This is a genomic window from Microcoleus sp. Pol11C3, from assembly GCF_036701485.1.
Taxonomy (GTDB): domain Bacteria; phylum Cyanobacteriota; class Cyanobacteriia; order Cyanobacteriales; family Microcoleaceae; genus Microcoleus.
In genome coordinates, this window is the sequence record NZ_JAUBQW010000004.1 from 1 (window position 1) to 19,100 (window position 19,100).

The 19,100-nt window shown below is 46.3% G+C and carries 16 protein-coding genes; 6 read left to right on the forward strand and 10 right to left on the reverse strand.

Features of this window, described 5'->3' with window-relative positions:
- The 5 genes from QUA40_RS02110 to QUA40_RS02130 all read right to left on the reverse strand — a co-directional run.
- Positions 1–791, reverse strand: a 791-nt coding sequence (locus QUA40_RS02110) for a transposase (RefSeq protein ID WP_333121378.1), incomplete at its 3' end; no start/stop codon positions are given.
- 153 nt (positions 792–944) lie between these two features.
- Positions 945–1,922: a homoserine kinase gene (thrB, locus tag QUA40_RS02115; protein ID WP_333121380.1), complete on the reverse strand. Its 978-nt coding sequence runs from the start codon at positions 1,920–1,922 to the stop codon at positions 945–947.
- A gap of 307 nt (positions 1,923–2,229) precedes the next feature.
- The gene (locus QUA40_RS02120) at positions 2,230–2,706 is read right to left on the reverse strand and encodes a tetratricopeptide repeat protein (protein WP_333121382.1); all 477 of its coding nucleotides are present in this window, start codon (positions 2,704–2,706) and stop codon (positions 2,230–2,232) included.
- 4 nt (positions 2,707–2,710) lie between these two features.
- Positions 2,711–3,277: a Uma2 family endonuclease gene (locus QUA40_RS02125; RefSeq protein WP_333121384.1), complete on the reverse strand. Its 567-nt coding sequence runs from the start codon at positions 3,275–3,277 to the stop codon at positions 2,711–2,713.
- A gap of 142 nt (positions 3,278–3,419) precedes the next feature.
- On the reverse strand, positions 3,420–4,655 hold the full coding sequence (locus tag QUA40_RS02130) for a VWA domain-containing protein (protein WP_333121386.1): 1,236 nt from the start codon (positions 4,653–4,655) through the stop codon (positions 3,420–3,422).
- A 72-nt stretch (positions 4,656–4,727) separates the two neighbouring features.
- Between QUA40_RS02130 and QUA40_RS02135 the strand changes: the two genes are divergently transcribed.
- From QUA40_RS02135 to QUA40_RS02145, 3 genes are all read left to right on the forward strand, one after another.
- Complete coding sequence (locus QUA40_RS02135) at positions 4,728–5,387, forward strand: ATP-dependent Clp protease proteolytic subunit (protein WP_333121388.1); 660 nt, start codon at positions 4,728–4,730, stop codon at positions 5,385–5,387.
- A gap of 213 nt (positions 5,388–5,600) precedes the next feature.
- Positions 5,601–6,194: an ATP-dependent Clp protease proteolytic subunit gene (locus QUA40_RS02140; RefSeq protein ID WP_333121390.1), complete on the forward strand. Its 594-nt coding sequence runs from the start codon at positions 5,601–5,603 to the stop codon at positions 6,192–6,194.
- A 130-nt stretch (positions 6,195–6,324) separates the two neighbouring features.
- Entirely contained in the window at positions 6,325–6,951 is a 627-nt protein-coding gene (locus QUA40_RS02145) for a DnaJ domain-containing protein (protein WP_333121392.1), read from the forward strand.
- On the opposite strand, the gene QUA40_RS02150 is transcribed toward QUA40_RS02145, so the two are convergent.
- Both QUA40_RS02150 and QUA40_RS02155 read right to left on the reverse strand, forming a co-directional pair.
- On the reverse strand, positions 6,945–7,874 hold the full coding sequence (locus tag QUA40_RS02150; protein ID WP_333121394.1) for a serine/threonine-protein kinase: 930 nt from the start codon (positions 7,872–7,874) through the stop codon (positions 6,945–6,947). The two genes, QUA40_RS02145 and QUA40_RS02150, sit on opposite strands and share 7 nt — an antisense overlap.
- A gap of 460 nt (positions 7,875–8,334) precedes the next feature.
- Entirely contained in the window at positions 8,335–9,066 is a 732-nt protein-coding gene (locus tag QUA40_RS02155; RefSeq protein WP_333121396.1) for a DUF7873 family protein, read from the reverse strand.
- A gap of 476 nt (positions 9,067–9,542) precedes the next feature.
- On the opposite strand from QUA40_RS02155, the gene QUA40_RS02160 reads away from it, so the two are divergent.
- Positions 9,543–9,797: a hypothetical protein gene (locus QUA40_RS02160; RefSeq protein ID WP_333084919.1), complete on the forward strand. Its 255-nt coding sequence runs from the start codon at positions 9,543–9,545 to the stop codon at positions 9,795–9,797.
- Positions 9,798–9,800: 3 nt separating this feature from the next.
- Here the strand turns inward: QUA40_RS02160 and QUA40_RS02165 are convergent, their stop codons facing one another.
- Positions 9,801–10,694: an EI24 domain-containing protein gene (locus QUA40_RS02165; RefSeq protein WP_333121398.1), complete on the reverse strand. Its 894-nt coding sequence runs from the start codon at positions 10,692–10,694 to the stop codon at positions 9,801–9,803.
- Between the two features lie 89 nt (positions 10,695–10,783).
- Here QUA40_RS02165 and QUA40_RS02170 point away from each other — a divergent pair, with 89 nt between their 5' ends.
- Complete coding sequence (locus tag QUA40_RS02170) at positions 10,784–11,575, forward strand: 2-phosphosulfolactate phosphatase family protein (protein ID WP_333121400.1); 792 nt, start codon at positions 10,784–10,786, stop codon at positions 11,573–11,575.
- A 136-nt stretch (positions 11,576–11,711) separates the two neighbouring features.
- Here QUA40_RS02170 and QUA40_RS02175 read toward each other — a convergent pair whose 3' ends face one another.
- Positions 11,712–13,097: a lipid-A-disaccharide synthase-related protein gene (locus QUA40_RS02175; protein WP_333121402.1), complete on the reverse strand. Its 1,386-nt coding sequence runs from the start codon at positions 13,095–13,097 to the stop codon at positions 11,712–11,714.
- Positions 13,098–13,260: 163 nt separating this feature from the next.
- Between QUA40_RS02175 and QUA40_RS02180 the strand changes: the two genes are divergently transcribed.
- Entirely contained in the window at positions 13,261–13,824 is a 564-nt protein-coding gene (locus QUA40_RS02180) for a Uma2 family endonuclease (RefSeq protein ID WP_333121404.1), read from the forward strand.
- A gap of 77 nt (positions 13,825–13,901) precedes the next feature.
- Here the strand turns inward: QUA40_RS02180 and QUA40_RS02185 are convergent, their stop codons facing one another.
- On the reverse strand, positions 13,902–19,097 hold the full coding sequence (locus QUA40_RS02185; RefSeq protein ID WP_333121406.1) for a PAS domain S-box protein: 5,196 nt from the start codon (positions 19,095–19,097) through the stop codon (positions 13,902–13,904).
- Positions 19,098–19,100 lie beyond the last annotated feature (3 nt).

Consider the following 19,100-nt stretch of genomic DNA (forward strand, 5'->3'; position numbering starts at 1 on the left):
TTTTTATTCAGACCTTCTAGGGTCGCACCTAAATCGATAAGCTGTTCAATATGACCCCGGTTTCTTTTGATATATTGGAGTTGCTTTTTAATTGCCTGTCTTCTTTTGTTGCGTGTGGGTCGTCTTTGTTTCGCTACTGCTAAGTAGTCTTTTCTTGCTAGATTACGGTAGGTTCTTGGTTTTTTATGGGTTTTTTCTTTGATTTGTTTATACAGGATATCTATGATTTTTTCTGTATGAACTCTGGCTCCGTTTAATAGTCCTAAGTCGGTCGGATAACTAATGTCGGCTGGGGCGCAGGTTGCATCTACGATCAACTTACCGCGATTGGGTGACTCATTTTTGGCGTCCGAATCCTTTTTTCTTTCGGGTTTGACAGGCGTGATGTCTCGCATTTTTTCAACCATGCGTTCGTTCACTTTATGAATTAGGTTGGGACTGATTCGTTGCCGAAAATGTACTAATAGTGATGGATCAAATGCGAGTTCATTGCTGTAGCTTGGTTGACCGATGAAGTATTGTAGATAGGGGTTTTCCCGGATCTGTTCTACTGTTTCCCGATCACTAATTCCTAATTTTTCTTTAATAATTAATGCCCCCAATGCCATCCTAAACGATTTAGCTGGTGCGCCCTTTTCTGTAGGAAAGTTTTTAGCATATTCTGCTTCAAATTCTGACCACGGGATTAGTTCGGCCATTTTTACCCAACGGTTGAGGAGTGACAGTTTTCCACATGAGGGGAGTTCAAAGTCGGAAGGTGAGGGAGTAGCAAGCTCAGCTTTTTTGTACACAATCGCAGGTGGTGATGCACGGGTTTTGACCTATTTTACCTGTTTATCTTGCACTTTATTCTCGATCGCGCGCTCAAAACCCAGGCTACCTCAAGTGCGATCGATATATTCAGCAAGCCCTATGTAGATGTTGTGCGTCCAGGAGTGGAATAATTAACTGGAGATTTGTGCTCCTTGGGTGTCGAGGTCGATCGCCCTTACATCAGCCTTCACCCCAAATTCCCCCCAAGCAGCCGCCATTTCCCTCACAACCACATCAACATTAGTAACATCCGTTAAAGCTAAAAGTGTTGGCCCGGCACCGCTAATTACCATCCCACAAGCCCCTGCATTCACGGCTGCTTCTTGCACCGCTTCATATCCCTTAATCAGCGATTGGCGGTAAGGCTGATGAATTTTGTCTTGGAGGGCGCAGCGCAGCCAGTTTTCATTGCCAGTTTCCAAAGCCCGCACTAGCAAACCAACGTGTGCGGCATTGAAAATCGCGTCAGCCTTACTGTAATCGTTGGGCAAAACTTTGCGCGCTTCGGCGGTAGAAAGTTCAAAATCGGGAATAGCTACCACCGGCACAATACTAGAATGCCAGGGAATATCGCAAATCTCCCAACCAAAGCCCTCTGCATCGTCATCGGGGCGTTCTCTGCGCCTCTGCGGTTGATTTTTCACACTTGACGCTGCGAGGCGACAACCTCCCAATAAAGCGGGGACAACGTTGTCGGGATGTCCTTCAAGTTCGATCGCCAATTGCATCACTTCCACCTGACTCAAAGGCTTTCCGGCTAATTCATTTGCACCGACTAACCCACCGATAATAGCTGTGGCGGAACTCCCCAAACCTCTAGCCAGTGGCACTTGCATATCTATATGTATGGCTACGGGCGGTGGGGATTGGTTCAGGCGATCGTATAACTTGAGAAAGGCTAGATAAGCGAGATTGCTGTCGTCTGTCTTGACTTTGGGGGCTTCTTGGCCTGTAACTGTAATTTTTAGTTTCTCTGTTGCGGAGGGTTCGAGTCGGGAGAATTGGAAGCGGTTGTAGAGGCTTAAAGCGGCACCGATGCAGTCGAATCCTGGGCCCAGGTTGGCGGTTGTGGCGGGTACGGTAACGGTGACGGTGGAGATTACGGACATTTTTTGAATACTTAATTTGGAGTGTTTAACCGCAGATGGACGCGGATGAACGCAGATAAATTTTTGATATCGGTTCGATCGACTATTTTAACTGATTCCTAGAACATCTTCGTAAATTTGTGCGATCGGGCCATGTAATAGCTGATATTTTTTAAGCTGGGCTGATATTATACCATAGACTTCTTGCATAAATCTTCGAGCGGCCAACCGCAGATGCAAAGCAGAGCGACGCAGATTAACGCAGATAATTTCAATAACAGAGAGCGAATGAATGCACTTCTAGTCTCTCTCATGTTTTCAAATAAACTTATTCTTGCAGCATTTCAAGATGCTTGATGGCATCTTGATAATCGTTGGTATTGCCATCTTTTTGATAGAGTTCGGCTGCTTTATGATAATCGGCGATCGCCCCGTCTTTGTCTTCTAAGAACTCGCGGACTCTGGCGCGGTTGTAGTAAGCATCGCCGTAGTTGGGGTTGATTTCTATTGCGCGATCGAAATCTGCTTTGGCTGCTGGATAATCTTTGAGGTTGCGGCCGTGGATGATGCCGCGTTTGTTGTAGGCTTTGGCGTAGTTGGGGTTGAGGCGAATGGCTTCGGTGTAATCGGCGATCGCCCCTTGAATATCTCCTGCTTCTGATTTTGCTAAAGCGCTGTTAAATAAGTCTTCAGCAGAATTTTGAACGATGAGTATTGGCGCTGACTCTGCTCGAATAGCAGGGGATATTCCGCCCAAAATCGTAACAAATCCTAAAATGCCGATCGCCCGGTAAAAGTGTTTCATAAATCTAAGCAAAAATCCGAGCGACAGAGCAACTAAAACCAGGTAACAAAGGCGAGGTCAATTCATCATCGCTCAACAGCGTAGCAACGAGCCTTAAACTTGCTTGTTCCCTGCGATAAACTTCAATTTGTCGCAACCGCCAATTCGCAATCCAGTATTCCTGTACTCCTCGTACCGAATAGAGTCGGAGTTTCAAATCTCTATCCCGTCTTTCATTGTCTGTACCAGCCGATAATACTTCAACAATTAACTCAGGTGCGGCGGTTAAATGGCCTGCTTCGTCTAGCAAGATAGCCAAGCGTTCATTGCTGGCCCAAACTACATCAGGAATAACGTTATCAGCATCCGTGAAAATAAGACCGGGATTGATTGCAGCACGTCCTAAACCAGCAGACATCGACCAAGTATCAAGCACAGAGAAAAATCTGCCACAAGTCTGTTGATGACCCCAATGCGGTGCTCTAGTCACAAATAACTCTCCATCAATAATTTCATAACGATCGCCGTTATCGGGCAATAGTTCTAAATCGGCGGTAGTCCAGCGTACTTTATCAGATATTGTCTGGCTCATACAAACACTCTTAATAGGTCATATAAACATTATAAACCTGTTTGTAGTAAGGACTTCAGTCCTCCGATCGGGCTTTTAGTCAATTAGGGCTAAAGTCCTTACTACAAACAATTCTGCCGATCGCAATTAACCGGACATGACATTACTTCAAAATAGTTTTAGAAGCAATCCGAGTTTTCTTGCGATCGGCTTCACTCAATTGTTCACCAGACTGCAAACGAGTAGCAGAGGTTTGCAGCACAGTTGCGGCACTTTTATCGCCCATTTGCAAAGCAGTTTTAGCCGCCGTTTGCAGCATCGTTGCCGCGCCGGCGCGATCGCCCTGTTGTAATCTAGTTTCTGCCAGTTGAGTTTGGCGGTATTTAGCCAAAGCTAAAATGTGCTGCTGCACCATCGGGTTAATTGCCGGCTGATAAACTTTCAGGACATTAGCAGAAACTGCAACGGGATCGGAAAGTAAACTTGAACCGACAGTCGGATCGTCATAGCGAATTTGCAATTGCCCGATCGCCTGTGTACCTTCGGGTAACTGTCCAATATAAATATTAGCCAAAACTACTCGCTCTATATCCTTCATTAAATCTCCCAGGCGCACCATAAAGCGATCGCCCTCTTGCTGTATCGGTAATTCGATCGTATCTGGGGCAACTTGAGCGATCGGTTTGAGTTCGGCTAACCGCACTTTTGGCATTAGGGAAAATAGCAAATAAGCATTAGTCAAACCTACACCTTGGATGCGAGTAAATAGTTTGCCAAACTCGTCTACCGCATCTTCAGGACGCTGAATGTGTGCCAGAGCACCGCCGCCCGCGTCAGCAATCTTTTCCAAAATATCCTGGTTCCAGTTATCGCCAAATCCCAGAGAATTTAAAGTCATGTTGTAGTCAGCAGCCAATTTAGCCAACTTCAAACAGCGGCTGTCGTCGCCGTGTTCGTTTTCGCCGTCAGTCAGCAGAAATGCCTGAGATATAGCTTCTTTTTTGCCTTTGCCCAACTCTTCAATACCTAACTTAATGCCCTCATCAATTGCTGTGCCACCGGCCGAGCGCAATTGCTCAATTTGCCGTTTAATACTGCTGGGATCTCCTACAATTTGATTGGGGACGAGGACTTTGGCTTTATGATCGAAAGCCACCGCGCAAAAGCGATCCCCGGGCTTCAACCTGTCTAGCAACCGTCCGGCGGCTTGTTTGACGGTTTCCAAGGGGCGTCCGCCCATCGAGCCGCTGTGGTCGAGAATCAGGCACAGGTTTAAGGGTACGCTAGAGTCGATCGAGCTTGCCGTCGCAGATACCGAAATCGCTAGCTGGCGCTGCGTTGAGGGCGCAGCAGCGTCAAGGTTAGGGTCGTTTAAAACCGGGAGCAAACTAACTTTCATGCGGGATACCTAAAGATTGCGTTACTATTTCTTTAAGAATAGCTCCATCAGTTCAGGCAACATTTCGGTTATATGAACACACCAATTAAAGCTGTGCAATCGCCATACTACGGGGAAGGGAACTCTCGGACGCCACCTCCCGATTTGCCATCCCTGTTGCTGAAGGAGCGGATCGTTTATCTGGGTATGCCTCTAGTGCCTGCGGTAACAGAACTGATTATCGCTGAACTGTTGTTCTTGCAGTACGAAGACCCGGATAAGCCGATCAAAATCTACATCAACTCGACCGGCACTTCTGGTTACAGTGGCGAACCCGTCGGCTTTGAAACAGAAGCCTTCGCTATCTGCGATACGATCAGGTACATTAAGCCGCCCGTGCACACTATTTGCCTCGGTTCGGCAATGGGGATGTCTGCGATGCTTTTAGCGGCTGGTACAAAAGGCTTTCGGGCGAGTTTGCCGCACGCTTCGATTGTGTTGCACCAACCCAAGGCTTACACGCGGGGTCAAGCAAGCGACATTCAAATTCGGGCTAAGGAAGTGCTGGCAAATAAAGCGACGATGCTTGAGATTTTTGCAAGCTGTACTGGTCAACCGATCGAAAAGATTACTAAAGATATGGATCGGTTGCTGTACCTGACGCCCCAGGAAGCTAAAGAATACGGTTTGATCGATCGCGTTCTTGAAACATCGGAAGAATTGCCGAAACCGCTGCCTGCAGGAGTCATATAACTGGGAATTGGAAATGGGGAATGGGGAATGGGAAATGGGGAATGGGCATGAGTAATAATTAAGGGTTAATGGCTAGTAGTTTCTACCCTGATTAGTTATTCAATAGTCTTTTTATGACTAACAATTCCCAATTACCGATTCCCAATTACCAATGCCCAATGCCCGATGCCCAATGCCCGATCACCAATTACCAACTAAACGGAGTTCCGAATTATGCCTATCGGTGTGCCAAAAGTTCCCTACAAAATGCCGGGGGGTTATGATACTCAGTGGATTAATATCTACGATCGCCTCTACCGGGAACGGATTATTTTCTTGGGCAGGGACGTTGACGATGAAATTGCCAATCAAATCATCGCTGTGATGCTCTATCTCGATTCGGAAGATTCAGGTAAGGATATCATTTTGTACATCAATTCCCCAGGCGGGATGGTGTCGGCAGGCATGGCTATTTTTGATACCATGCAGCACATTAAATCGGACGTGGTGACGATTTGTGTGGGCTTGGCTGCTTCGATGGGTTCTTTCCTGTTAGCTGCAGGTGCGAAGGGGAAACGGTTAGCTTTGCCTCACTCGCGAATCATGATTCACCAGCCTTCTGGGGGCGCCCGGGGACAAGCAACGGATATTCAGATTGAGGCGAAAGAGATTCTGCGCCTGCGCCACCAACTGAATAATATCTATGCTAAGAACACTGGCAAGCCGATCGAAAAAATCGAGAAGGACATGGATCGCGACTATTTCATGTCCGCTGAGGAAGCCAAGGAATACGGCTTGATTGACAGAGTGATCGAAGATCGTCCGTAAGTTATTTTTTCGCTTCAGTAGTGCGGGCAACCCTCGCACTACAACCTAGTTCGCAGTAAATTTTGGCAGAATCTTTACATTTAAGGATTCTGCCATATTTAATGGTACTATTAACGCTCATTCATGCTAAATGGATATTGCAGATTATTACCGACAGTTAGGACTGAGGTCTGGTGCGAGTTTATCGCAAGTTAAGGCCTCTTATCGGCAGTTAGCCAGACAGTATCACCCCGATGTGAATCCGGGAAACGAACAGGCTAAGAATAAGTTTATTGCTATTACTGAGGCTTATAAGTTCCTGGTGAATGTGGCCCCCCCCGATGTTGCGGAGTCGAAAGTTGCCAATTCAACTGTGCCACCTACTTCGACAAAGCGCGATCGGGGGGTGAAAGCTCAACCGCAGGCAGTTAATGTGAGTCGAAAAGAGCCGCCGGTTCCATCTAACGCGGATCAGTCGGCGGCGGAACAAAAGTTAAAGCAAGATGCTTATTTTGAGCTACAACAGTTGCTGAAATATCAGAGGTTCCCGCGGGCGATCGCCTTGATTGAGGGTTTGGCACAGCGGACTCCCGAAGATTTGGAGGTGCGTCAGTGGCAGGCGATCGCCTATCAGCGCTGGGGACGGCATTTGATCGGAGAAAAGCAGGTTGATAAGGCGAGAATTTATTTGAAAAAGGCGGTAAAAACTGACCCTCACAATCGTGCTTTGTGGGCGGAAGTTGAGCGGGATTTTCGCAAGTTGGAACAGATTTATTGAAGCGATGTTGTGTCCCCCTTTTTCAGGGGGTCTCCGTCGTTAATTTTTAATTTTTCTAAAATAACTTGGGTATTTTCAGGTCGGTTTTCCGGTAGCGGTTCCATTAATTCGTCGATCGAGTCTAGGAGTAACGGGTCAATATCTACAGCTTGATTCCTCCAATTAATTTTACCAGTTTTTTCATTGACGGGAAAGTCGATCGGCTGTATGCCCGTTAATAAATGTACAAAAGTACGCCCCAGGGCAAAAAAGTCCGATCGCACGCCTGCTTTACCTAGAATTTGTTCTGGTGCGGCATATCCAGCAGAACCTATGGGTGCGGTATCTATATCTGCTTCTGTGGCGGCGCCGAAGTCAATTAATCTCAATTTCCCATTGGCTTCAACCATCAGGTTGGATGGCTTAATATCCCGATGTACTACACGATAATTGTGGATTTCATGCAAAATATGAAGCATTTGTTGCAGCCAATCTAGAGCGAGATTTTGAAAAACGTACTGTTTTTTAGTTAAGAATTCTGCCAAGTTGTCTCCGGTAATTTTTTCCATCACCAAACAAGACAATTTCTGGAAGTTATGGGGAAGTTTAATTGGGAAATAACCGTCAGGTTCGACTTGGGGAACTGAGCCCTTTCCGGCCAGCCAAATCAAAACTCGCGCTTCTTGCTTGAACAACCGAACTAAATCGGGATTGTGGGTATGTTTCAAGACTTTTAAAATTTTGACAGTTCCCCATTCGTTTTCCCCTGTTCCCAAATCTTCGACTTCAAAGATGTCTGTAGGGCGTGCCGGATTGGGCGATCGCACTGGTTTAAGGATACGATAGCGATCGGCAATTAACAAATCCGTGCCACAAGCCTGACACTTTTGAGCAGCAGCAGGATTTTCGCGTTGTTCGCATTGAGGATTGATGCAGTAAATCATCTGTCTTGATGCGTCCCCGACTGACGGATTTAACGAATTGAATCAATTATTAGCATAAAACCCAGCAGTTCTGACCTTACTACTGGGTTTATATTTACCGCCCATTTGGGCACACTATCACATTTAAGTCAAGGATTTAAGATTAATAGCATCGCGCTCTACCGATTGAGCTACCCCCCTGCGTTTGGTAGAGGGGGCTGGATATGAGCCAGCAACCTCGATGATGTGATTTTCCTGACATTCGTTTTAGCGATCGGCGGTGAATGCTGAGTTTAGAGTAATAACTTGCTGTTGAATTTGTACGCAATGCTGCCTCTGCCGATTGGGCTACCCCCTATTTTGGGTAGGAGGGACAGGAGTCGAACCTGCACTATCACATTTGTACGGTTTAAGTTGAAGTTTTAGATTGAGCTTCTACTCTGTTTATATCTTAAACTATAACTATCAAAAAAGCAAGCATTCAGCGGAATATAAACTGAAAAAATCTTTCTCCCACTCTCTGTTCCTCAACTTCAGAATTATTAGCTTCTTCGCGGGCGAACATAACAGCTTGCTGCAATATTTCCACCCTTTGCAGCAACTCATTGATCTGCCGTGCTGGTAAAGATCCAGAAAACTTGACAGTCCGCCAGTAGCCGATCGTAATATCTTCGTAATAAACATCGACTTGAGCCGGATGGTGTTCGGTAGCTTCAGCTTTAACGTGATTGCGCGGAGTTTTAAAAGTCTTGAGAGTTTGCACTGGTTCTGTTGCCCAGCAGTCGGCCGAAGCATCGAAGTTCCAAGTCTCGGAAGCATCTAAAACGGGAAGTTTTTTGATGAATGCTTGCAAATCTGCTAACTGCTTTTCAATGAATAGCAAATAGCTGACGGGCACTTGGCTTAAAAGCACGTTGCCGTCTACAGTTACGTCGGCGCGGGCGCTACAATTTGTCCAATCTTTGGTTGCGGTTATGTCGAAGAGTTTGGTCAAAACTTCAGTCGTTTTGCGAATAATCTCTTCGGCTTTGACTTCAACTTTTTTGGACTCGGGCGGCAGTTGTTCGCCTTCTTCGTCTTTGGGACGGTAAGTGCGGGAGATTCCAGAAAGCACAGCGGGCTTCTGGAGTGCTTTTTGAGCTTCTGCTAGTTCTTGAACCGAGCGGCTTTTGATGCCTTTTTCGATCGCGATAATCTGATTTAAACGTGGCATTGTTCGATGTTATTGACGCTCAACTCATATCAAGCCGGGTTAATACTGATAATCAAATTGTTTGTCCTGTGGCTTTTAGGGCTTTGATAACTCTCCCTCCTCAGTACAAACCTCACGATCGTTCTTTAACCAAACTTGCTCATTTTGTAGTATGTCATACTTCACGGTAAATTATAAGCTTTCTTTTCTAGGCGCGGTGCCAAGAAATCCCGCCGCTACCCGTGCCCAGCAATTTATCTCTCAAAAACTCGGCAAAATCTCTAGCGTCGCTACCAAAGCGTAGCAAATATCACTCTTTGTTAGCGCTGTGAGTACCTCTTGAGATAGATGCGGAAATCCCTCCCAGGGCGCGTTGTCATATCGGGAAATATTTCTTAACATATAGATAACAAAGGGAATCCGAGGAGACACCAAAAATCCTTAAGCCCTTGGGGTGCCCCGGTTAATCAGACTTTTCGCAAACAAGGGCTAAATCAATGAACAAGCAGCAAAACTCCGAAGTTTCAGCATTTTTGCCCATGCTCCAAAAAGGCATTTGGCTGTTTGGGATTCTCTCTTGGATATTCGGGCTGACAGATAGAACTATTGCACTATTATCTGACGGATATTTGTCGGCGATCGATATTGTTCAGCTATTTACAGCATCCTTTTTCTTCATTAGCTGGCTGTTGTTAAGCCCGTTTTTGGGTCTTAATTCCCAAAGTCAGCCGAAGGAAGAAGCATCTCCATAGTTTTTAATTGGTAATGTTAGTTTCTCGATCACTCTTTGTTGCTTCTGGGGCAAAGCGGGCCGGCCAAATGCGATCGCAAAAAAACAAAGTTCCCGCCGTCACGCACAGCGGAATCGCCAACAGATTCAACAGCGGAATGCTCACCAAACCCAAACAAACCACACCAAAACTCCCGCTAGCCGGCAAACTCGCCCGAATTAGCTCAAACTTCTCCTGAAAAGGCAGCTTCCGCCGCTCCAAAGGTGCATTTAAAAAGTCCAAACAGACAATAGTCGCGCCCAAAGCTACGCCACCCAAACTGCTCAGAATAGATCCTGCGCCAGGGATAAAATTCAGCAGCAGCAGCGGTATACCGATGCTGAACAAAATTTGTAGTTTTCGCAGTTCAAAGCCGATCGCCATTTGAATATCCCCAAAAATACTCGCTAAATTCATCGGTGCTTCTGCGGGCAATTGACCGTTCCGCAGCAGTTCCAATTGTTCGGAAAGTTTGCCGTACCAGGGCGAACCTAAAATCACACCAAACTGCACTAACAAAAATCCAATTATCAGCAAAAGTCCTGACACTAGGAGGACCCGCAGCAGCCAGCCGAAAGCGACTGTTAACACGCCAAGAAAGCTCAGCCAAGCTGGCAAATTCGCAATTAGAGCATTAAATCGGACGGACAAATCGGCAACTAAAACGTCTATCCCTGCCAAACTGGGAAATAGCAAGCTTAAATAAAGACCAATACCAATTATAAAATTTAGCACGACGGGGACTAATACATAAGTCCATAGCTTGGGAGTTTGCAAAATCAGCGTGAAAGCTCGCAAAGGATAGGTGAAACCTGCCAGTAGTCCAATTTGTGCAGTAATGGCGGCGTGGGCGGGGTTTGAATTGAGCTGTTTAGACATATTTTCTGATTGTGAGGACTTGACTCTATTTTCTATTATCCACTTTCCATTATTATTAATGATGAGGATTTATCGCAGGTTGCCCAAAAGTGAAGCTTTTTATTTACCATACCCCGGAACTTACGCCAGCCGACAAAATGCCGGCTTGCGCGATCGCAGTTGATGTGCTGCGGGCGACTACGACAATGGCAACGGCCTTGAATAATGGGGCGGAAGCTGTTCAAGTTTTCAGCGACTTAGATAAGCTAATGGCCGAGAGCGAAAAATGGCCTGCAGATAAGCGGGTTCGCGCCGGAGAGCGCGGCGGCGGCAAAGTTGACGGATTTGACATGGGGAATTCCCCCTTCGACTGTACGCCAGAAAAGGTGACTGGGAAGCGAATTTTTATCAGCACAACTAATGGTACTCGGGCTCTGGAGCGAGTGCAAGCTGCTGCAACTGTGTTAACGGCGGCTTTGATTAACCGCAAATCTGTGGTGCAGTTTTTGTTAAATAAACAGCCGGAAACTATTTGGATTGTGGGTTCTGGTTGGGAAGGGAGTTATTCGTTGGAAGATACGGTTTGTGCTGGTGCGATCGCCCAAAGTCTCCTGGCAGAAAGCGGTATTCCTGCGAGCGATTTTGCTGGTAACGATGAAGTATTTGGGGCTATTGCTCTTTATTTGCACTGGCAAGATCGGTTGCACGAATTGTTGGAAAGAGCCAGCCACGGCCAGCGCCTCCTCGGTTTAGGTGTTATTGAAGATTTAAAATATTGCGCGCAAACGGATACTTTAGATGTGCTGCCTATGCAGCGAGAACCGGGAGTTTTGGTTAAGTCTGATTTTAAAATTCCTCAGACTGATTTCTGGGTTCAATCTTCGGAAAAAACGGCGACTTGAAATTTTCTGTGAATGCAGTATTAGTAAGGTGCGCCTAGGCGCACCCTACGGAAATTAGTAGGTAGTTAGTGAACAATATTTTTTTTAAGCCAGTAGAATTAAACATACTCGGTAGGAACACAAAATTGTTTTGCTCCTAGTCTATTGCAGGCAATTTAGAATTGCTGTATTCACCGCCGAAGCGCTGAATTAAACACTCGGCAATTCTGGCTGCTGCACCGGGTTCTCCCATGCGGCGCCAACCATTTTCAGCGATTAGCTGTAACCTGTCGGGGTCGCGGAGCAAAGACTGCACGGCGCCGGCAACTTCAGCGGGATGTTTGACTAAAATTAATGACGGGCCTAACAGGCGACTTTGAGCTTCTGCAAAAGCTGGATTAAATTGCGGGCCTTTTCCGGGAATGGCGATCGCCGGTTTTCCTAAACCTACAAATTGTTCTGTAGCAGTTCCTGCCATTGCTATTGCTAAATCGGCTTCGTACAAACAATCGTTAAAACTTTGCTGAGTCAAAATCATCGTGGCGTTTCTCTGCACAAATGTCAAGGGCAATAGCAAATTAGGAGATTCTTGCTGAATTTCTTGAGCGCTAGAAACAGGAGGCCGCAAAATACTTCCTTCTCGTCGCTGCGTTCTAATTTCGCCCTCTTGTCGCCAGCCGAAAAATTCTAAACTAGGTCGCAAAGCTTCTAAGTTTAACTCGGGAGAAATGGCTCCAAAAAATAACAATTTGCGATCGGCAAACAGCGACAAAATTCCGGCTACAGCCTCTACTATTAGCAGCCAATTAGCGTAGGCTTCCGGCGCTCTAGAACCGGGGAGTAAGGTGAAGACGAGCGATCGTTCCATTTCCCGAAACTCTGCGTCAGGGCCGTAAAAACCGGCTGGGTTTTCCGGTTCGAGTCCGTCCATCATCGGATTTCCGAGATTGTAAGCGGGAATTCCCAGCTTTTGTAAAGTCTCGGCGGTCAGAGCGTCCCTGGCAAAAACTGCCCGACAGCGCGATCGAGTCATCAACCAGCGCTCCCAAGGCAAATAAACCGATCGCGACCAACTCCACCCACCAAAGACCCTGGATTTGCGAGCCAGAGGCCCGTCCTCGTCCCGCAAATAATACTCGGACTTGGCAGTACCGACAAAGGCATAGGGCGCGCCGCCCAGCCAAGCAAACAGCAGCGGTACAATATCCCCGCAGGCTAAAATAACGCAGTCTTGATTCCCTGACTGTTGTTGCGATCGCACCCAAGCGCGGATGGCTTTAAACTGAGCGATGGTCAACTGAAGCAGGCCGCCTTTGACATCGCGCAAAAATTCCCTCCCGTCCATGTAAATAAAGCCGCCCGAAGGCATCCGCTGCACCGGGCCGATGATGCGGGCGTTTTCTAGTTGAGCGAAAGCTTGCCCTTCACCCACTAGCGGAAACACGGCTAATTCTGGCGGATGCGGGTGCTGTTGCAGTTCCTGCAAGATGCGAAGGGCGATCGCATCTTCTCCGTGGCCGTTACTGAGGCAAAGTAATTTCAATCCCAACTCTCTCAAAAACTGTCTCTGAATATATAGAAGCAAGATTAGCCGCAGGATGCAAGGTGGTATAGCCGAAGGAAGAAGTAAGTGGAGCGCCGATCGCACGAGTCCGGGACTTTTTGGTAAAATAGCAGATGAAACTCTATTTTATAGGTAAAATTGGATGGTACAAACCCGGCCAAAATCTTTGACACTCCAAGAGTTTCTGAAGTTGCCAGAAACCAAACCAGCCAGCGAGTACATTGACGGTGAAATCATTCAAAAACCGATGCCTCAAGGAGAACATAGTGTCATTCAAGGCGAGTTGACAAGCGCTGCTAATACTGCTCTCAAACCTCAAAAGGTGGCGCGAGCATTTCCAGAACTACGGTGCATTTTTGGCGGTCGAGCGATCGTTCCAGACGTGACTGTATTCACTTGGGACCGCATTCCCCGTAAAGAAAATGGTGGTGTGGCAAATGTGTTTGCGATCGCCCCGGATTGGACAATTGAAATCCTCTCCCCCGACCAAAGCCAAACTAAAGTTACTAAAAATATTTTACATTCTCTCAAACACGGAACTCAAATGGGTTGGTTAATCGATCCAGAGGAGCGATCGGTTTTGGTATATCGACCGACTCAATCAACGGAGGTGTTTGACGAACCGGAACAGTTATTGCCCATGCCATCTTTTGCCAGGGAATTGCAACTGACAGTAGGAGCATTATTTGGTTGGCTATTAGAGTGATATCATGTCCGATGGAGCGACCGGACATGATATCACTACTCACCACTGACCACTGACTACTGACCACTGACTACTGACTACTGACCCTCGATATATTGCTTTAAAGTATTCCGAATTTGTTTGAGCTGAAATCCCTTAGCGAGTTGGCGCAGCTTCGAGACAAACGGCACTAAATTAGGTTCTAAAATTTCCAGCTTAGCACTCTCCTCAAAAATTTCTTCAATGTCGCCCATAGCTGCGAGTTTCAAAATTTTTGCTACCGACTCTGAAGCCGCAGGTAACAGAGAAGAATAATCAGGAAAATCAGAGGCGGGTGACAAACTGGGAGTTTTGCGCTTTTTGTTTTCCGAAGATTCCCCATAAATCCATTCTAGTCCCAAATGCACGCGCAACTGTTCCAAAAAGTGATTTGCTTCGATCGGCTTGGGAAGAAAAGCATCGTACCCTGCGAGGATGCTATCTTGCTGCGTAGCCTCGAAAACGCTAGCTGACATAGCGATTAACACGACATCTTTTACTTCCGGCAACTGCCGCAGTTTTCTTGCAGCTTCTAAGCCATCCATTACAGGCATCCGCAAGTCCATTAAAATCACATCCGGTTGAAATTCAACTGTTTTGCAGAGGCATTCTTGCCCGTTTTGGGTCTCTGCAACCTCAAATCCCAAACGCCGCAGCAGCCTGCAGAACAAATCGCGATCCAGTTGATTGTCATCCACGATGAGCACTTTCCGCTTGTTGCCGATAAAACCGACAAGCCAGCGTTTTTCCTGCAAAGGAGACACCTCCAGGTATCGTTTAGCTGCTGGCAATTCTAAATCTACCCAAAAAGTGCTACCTTTTCCCAAAGTGCTGTGGACGCGAATTTCGGTACCCATTAGTTTCGCTAATTTCTGGCTAATCGAGAGTCCGAGACCCGTACCTTCAACAAACGTATTGCCTCCTACTTGGTGGAATGGCAAAAATATTTCTTCTAATTTGCTTTGGTCTATTCCAGAGCCGGTATCCTCGACTTGAAAGCGGATTTTTAAAGCGTGTTTGGCTACGATCGGATTATGGGCAAAGCGCATATAATTTTCTTTCAGTTCCGAACTCACAGTCGAGAACTCATAATTTTCTCCTTGCCCTCGACTCCAGGCCCCTGTGCCGACATAGCCGACTTTGAAAGTCACACCGCCACTGTTAGTAAATTTAACGGCATTGCTGAGTAAATTTATGAGAATTTGGCGCAATCTTTTTGGATCGACACGAACGTAGCTAGGTAGGGGAGAGACTTGTTCATAATGGAATAAAATTTCTTTTTGAGAGGCCCGCATCTGAAACAGATCAGCAATGTTTTTCGTGAAATTTAGAAAATTCAACTCTTCCGGGTAGAGTTCCATTTTTCTAGCTTCAATTTTGGAAAGATCTAAAACATCGTCGATTAACATCAGCAGGTGTTGACCGCACTGTTGAATATTGCTGAGACTTTCTTGGTGATCTGAGTTTAAGTCTTTGTCGGTTTTGAGGATTTGAGCGTAACCTAAAACGCCGTTTAAAGGCGTGCGTAGTTCGTGGCTCATATTGGCAAGAAATTCGCTTTTGGCGCGGTTGGCGCTTTCTGCGACTAATGCGGCTTGTTGGAGGGCAGATTCTGCAAGTTTGCGATCGGCAATTTCCGTTTGTGCTTGTTGAAATAGGGTCGATTGCTGGATCGCGATCGCCAATTGCACGCACAATTGCCGGAGGGATTCTATTTCTGAGGAATCCCAGGGACGGGGGCCACTGCAATCCTGGGCGATCAGCAGTCCCCAGAGCTGATTTTCTGCAGTCTGTTCGGTCTGGGAAATGCTTTCTCGTGCTTTTAAAATCGGCACTATTAAGTTAGCTTTTACTTCAAATCCTTCGAGAAGTTTCATGTGACATTCCGTCAGATTTTCCCGGTAAATATCTTCCATAGCTCGAATAGAGCCTTGCTGGTAAATCTCAACAAATTTCTCTCTAAAACAGCCGTCAAGATTGTTAAAGTCTCGCAGCGAAATTCGATTGTGTGCCACGGATTCCACAACTACAACGCCGCTCCAGTCGGGATTAAAGCGGTAAATAACGGTGCGGTCTGTTTGCAAAAATTGCCGCACTTGTTCGACAGCAGTGCTGAGGACTTCTTCTAAATTTAGGGAGGAGCGAATGCGATCGAGCATGGCAACTACTAGCCGTTCTCGCCTTAATTGCTGCTGCAGGGCCATCTCCGCTTGTTTGCGTTCGGTGATGTCGGTAATTACTCCCACTAACCCGATTAAATGACCAGTTTCATCTTTAATGCCGTCGGCGCGAAATAAAGTTGTTACCAGTTCGTTGTTTTTAGTGTTGATTTTGAGTTCGCCTTGCCAAGATTTGCCTTTACGGAGCGTTTTAAACATTTCTAGCAGCACTTTAGTTTGGGGGTAAATTGCTGTTAATCCGCCTGCTGTGTTTAGTTCTTCTGCGGTGTAGCCGTACTGTTGAACAAAGGCTTGATTGTGGTAGAGCGAGCGCCCTTTCAAGTCAGCAATGCCGATCGCGTCGCTGGTACTTTCTACGGCTTGAGTAACTCGTAGCAAATCTAATTCTGCTTGTTTGCGATCGCTAATATCAGTAATAGTGCCGATATAACCTTTAATTTCCTGCTTGTCTCCGATTTCTGCAATTGCCTGACCGATCACCCAGATTACACGACCATCTGGACGCTGAAAGCGGTATTCTGATGTAAAAGGAATTTTCTCAAAAATTGCTCGATGCCATTCATTTTTCACCCGCTCCGCATCATCGGGATGTATGGCATTCATCCAGCCAATTTCGGCTGCTATTTCTGCGTTTAATCCCGTGATTTCGCTCCACCGCTGATTCACATAAAGGCAATTTCCCGAGGTGTCGGTGTGGAATATACAAACTGGCGATGCTTCGGCTAAAGTTTGGTAGCGGCGCTGGCTTGATCGGAGTGCTGATTCTACCTGTTTTCTATTAGTGATATCGCGGACTATCGAAATTATCTCGCCGCCTGCAAGCATTGTCAGTGACAATTCTTGAGGGAACTTAGTACCGTCGCGGCGCTGACCGCTCGCTTCTATATTGCAGTACCCTTTTTGCAGGAGCATGGGCATTATTTGTAGTTCCAAAAAAATATTTTCTGCTTTGCTGTAGAGCATATTCCATTTCTTCCCATACAGTTCGCTAGTGCTAGCCAAACCGTACATTTTGAGATAAGCGTCGTTTGAATAAATACATTTTTTATTATCATTAAAAATGGCTATACCGTCATAAGCAGCGGCCATTGCTACTGCTTGTCGCTGGAGTTGGGACTCTGCGTGTTTACGAGAGGTAATGTCGTGACCTACGGAGTAGATTAAACCTTCTTCGCTAAATGGCGATGCCGTCCACAGGAAGTATTTGTAAGAACCGTCTTTGCATATGTAGCGGTTTTCAAAGGAGATACTGGACGTACCCGCGATTAGTTTCGATCCTTCGGTTGCGGTAGCTTTTCGATCGTCTGGATGAACAAACTCGATCATTGGCTTGCCCAACATTTCACTAATACTGTAGCCTAAAGCTGTTGACCAAGCTGGGTTTAAACGTTTAAAATTACCGTCAAAACCTACCATACAAAGCAAGTCTAAGGAGATGGTAAAAAAGCGATCACGCTCTGTTTGTGCCTGCTTTAATTCAGTGATATCCATCACTAAACCATCCCAGAGAATATCGCCTTCGCTGCCAGATTTGCTTTCATTATTGAGCCTTTCTGGTCTCGCAGCTCCTTGCAGCCACTTAACTTTTCCAGATGGTAAAGTCTGTCGCCACTGCTGCTGCCAAGGTTCCAAGGTAGCGGCAGAAATTTCGATCGATGCTTCTAAATTTAAGAGATCGTCTGCGTGGATTCCGCTGAAAATCAGTTCTGCATTTTCCTCTATTGCTTCTGCTTCTAATTCGTACAGTTGGCGGCTGCCTGAAGAGACGTAGGGAAAAGATATTTCTCCAGTTGCGGACATTCGTAATTGATAAATTGCTCCCGGCAGGTTAGCTACGAGTTTTTGAAATCGAGCTTCGCTTTGTTCCAGGGCTCTTTGCTGCCGTCTGTATTCGGTAAAATCTCTAATTGTGCCTACTATTACTTTACTGCCGTCCGCTCTTTTAAATACGCTTTGCTTGGTAGAGATAATGTGTTTTTTCCCTGCCGTGTCTGTGAATTTTTCTTCAGTTTCCAAGCAGATATCGCTTCTCAATACTTCTTCATCTTTTGTCCAAAAAACAGCAGCTTCTGATTTAGGGAAAAAGTCATAATCTGATTTGCCGAGCAGTTCTTGCCGCGATTTGCCGACCAACTGACAAAAAGCATCATTTAATATCATCCAGCGGTGTTGCTCGTCTTTGACAAAAATGGGGTCTGGCGTAGCATTTATGGTGTGGTTTAAAAATTCTTCTGACGCTTTCAGCTTGGCTTCGTAGCGGTAGCGATCGCTCACGTCCAACACTACTTCGATCATCCGGTTGATCGACCCGTCCTGGCGGCGGATGCAGCGCAGAGAAACTCGCGTATGAACTATTTCGCCGTCTTTTTTGAGCCACCTTTTGTCTAAGATGTAACCGTCGATCGTACCTGCTAACATCTGAGACAATTTTTCCAAATTGGCCTCTAAATCCTCTGGATGAGTCAAGTCTAGCCAATTGTTCTGCATGAGTTCGTAGCGCTCGTATCCCAGCAAATTGCACAGGGCATCGTTAACTTCTATCCAATTGCAATTTTGAGGAATTTCGCGGTCAATAATGGGAGCGATGATGGCAATTCCGATCAGGGAATTTTCCACCACCGAGCGATATTTTTCTTCGCTGTTTCGCAAAGCATCTTGATTGTTCTGGCGTTCTATGGCGTAACGGAGCGATCGAATTAACAGTTCGCTGTCGATTTTTCGTTTGACTAAATAATCCTGTACGCCAGCCGAAATTAACCGCAGGGCCAGCTCTTCGTCGTTTTGGGCAGTCAAAACTATGATCGGCACATTTACCCCGTACTCTTGTACCCCAGCCACCGTATCGAGTCCCATGCTATCTGGCAGCGAAAGGTCTAATAAAATTATGTCAAATTTTTCTTGATTCAAGCGCTGCTGGGCTTCGCTGAGGCGCTCTACTTTAGTCAGTAATATACGCTGCAGACCGCTAATTTCGGACAGCAAATCTTCAATAAGCTCCGCTTCTTGAGGGTTATCTTCTACTAACAGAACTTTAAAGCAGATAGGAGGCACAGCTAAGTCAAAAACTGCTTTCATAAT

Coding starts and splice junctions, on each gene's coding strand:
- thrB (WP_333121380.1), bottom strand. CDS start 1,922: ATGTCCGTAATCTCCACCGTCACCGTTACCGTACCCGCCACAACCGCC.
- QUA40_RS02120 (WP_333121382.1), bottom strand. CDS start 2,706: ATGAAACACTTTTACCGGGCGATCGGCATTTTAGGATTTGTTACGATT.
- QUA40_RS02125 (WP_333121384.1), bottom strand. CDS start 3,277: ATGAGCCAGACAATATCTGATAAAGTACGCTGGACTACCGCCGATTTA.
- QUA40_RS02130 (WP_333121386.1), bottom strand. CDS start 4,655: ATGAAAGTTAGTTTGCTCCCGGTTTTAAACGACCCTAACCTTGACGCT.
- QUA40_RS02135 (WP_333121388.1), top strand. CDS start 4,728: ATGAACACACCAATTAAAGCTGTGCAATCGCCATACTACGGGGAAGGG.
- QUA40_RS02140 (WP_333121390.1), top strand. CDS start 5,601: ATGCCTATCGGTGTGCCAAAAGTTCCCTACAAAATGCCGGGGGGTTAT.
- QUA40_RS02145 (WP_333121392.1), top strand. CDS start 6,325: ATGGATATTGCAGATTATTACCGACAGTTAGGACTGAGGTCTGGTGCG.
- QUA40_RS02150 (WP_333121394.1), bottom strand. CDS start 7,874: ATGATTTACTGCATCAATCCTCAATGCGAACAACGCGAAAATCCTGCT.
- QUA40_RS02155 (WP_333121396.1), bottom strand. CDS start 9,066: ATGCCACGTTTAAATCAGATTATCGCGATCGAAAAAGGCATCAAAAGC.
- QUA40_RS02160 (WP_333084919.1), top strand. CDS start 9,543: ATGAACAAGCAGCAAAACTCCGAAGTTTCAGCATTTTTGCCCATGCTC.
- QUA40_RS02165 (WP_333121398.1), bottom strand. CDS start 10,694: ATGTCTAAACAGCTCAATTCAAACCCCGCCCACGCCGCCATTACTGCA.
- QUA40_RS02180 (WP_333121404.1), top strand. CDS start 13,261: ATGGTACAAACCCGGCCAAAATCTTTGACACTCCAAGAGTTTCTGAAG.
- QUA40_RS02185 (WP_333121406.1), bottom strand. CDS start 19,097: ATGAAAGCAGTTTTTGACTTAGCTGTGCCTCCTATCTGCTTTAAAGTT.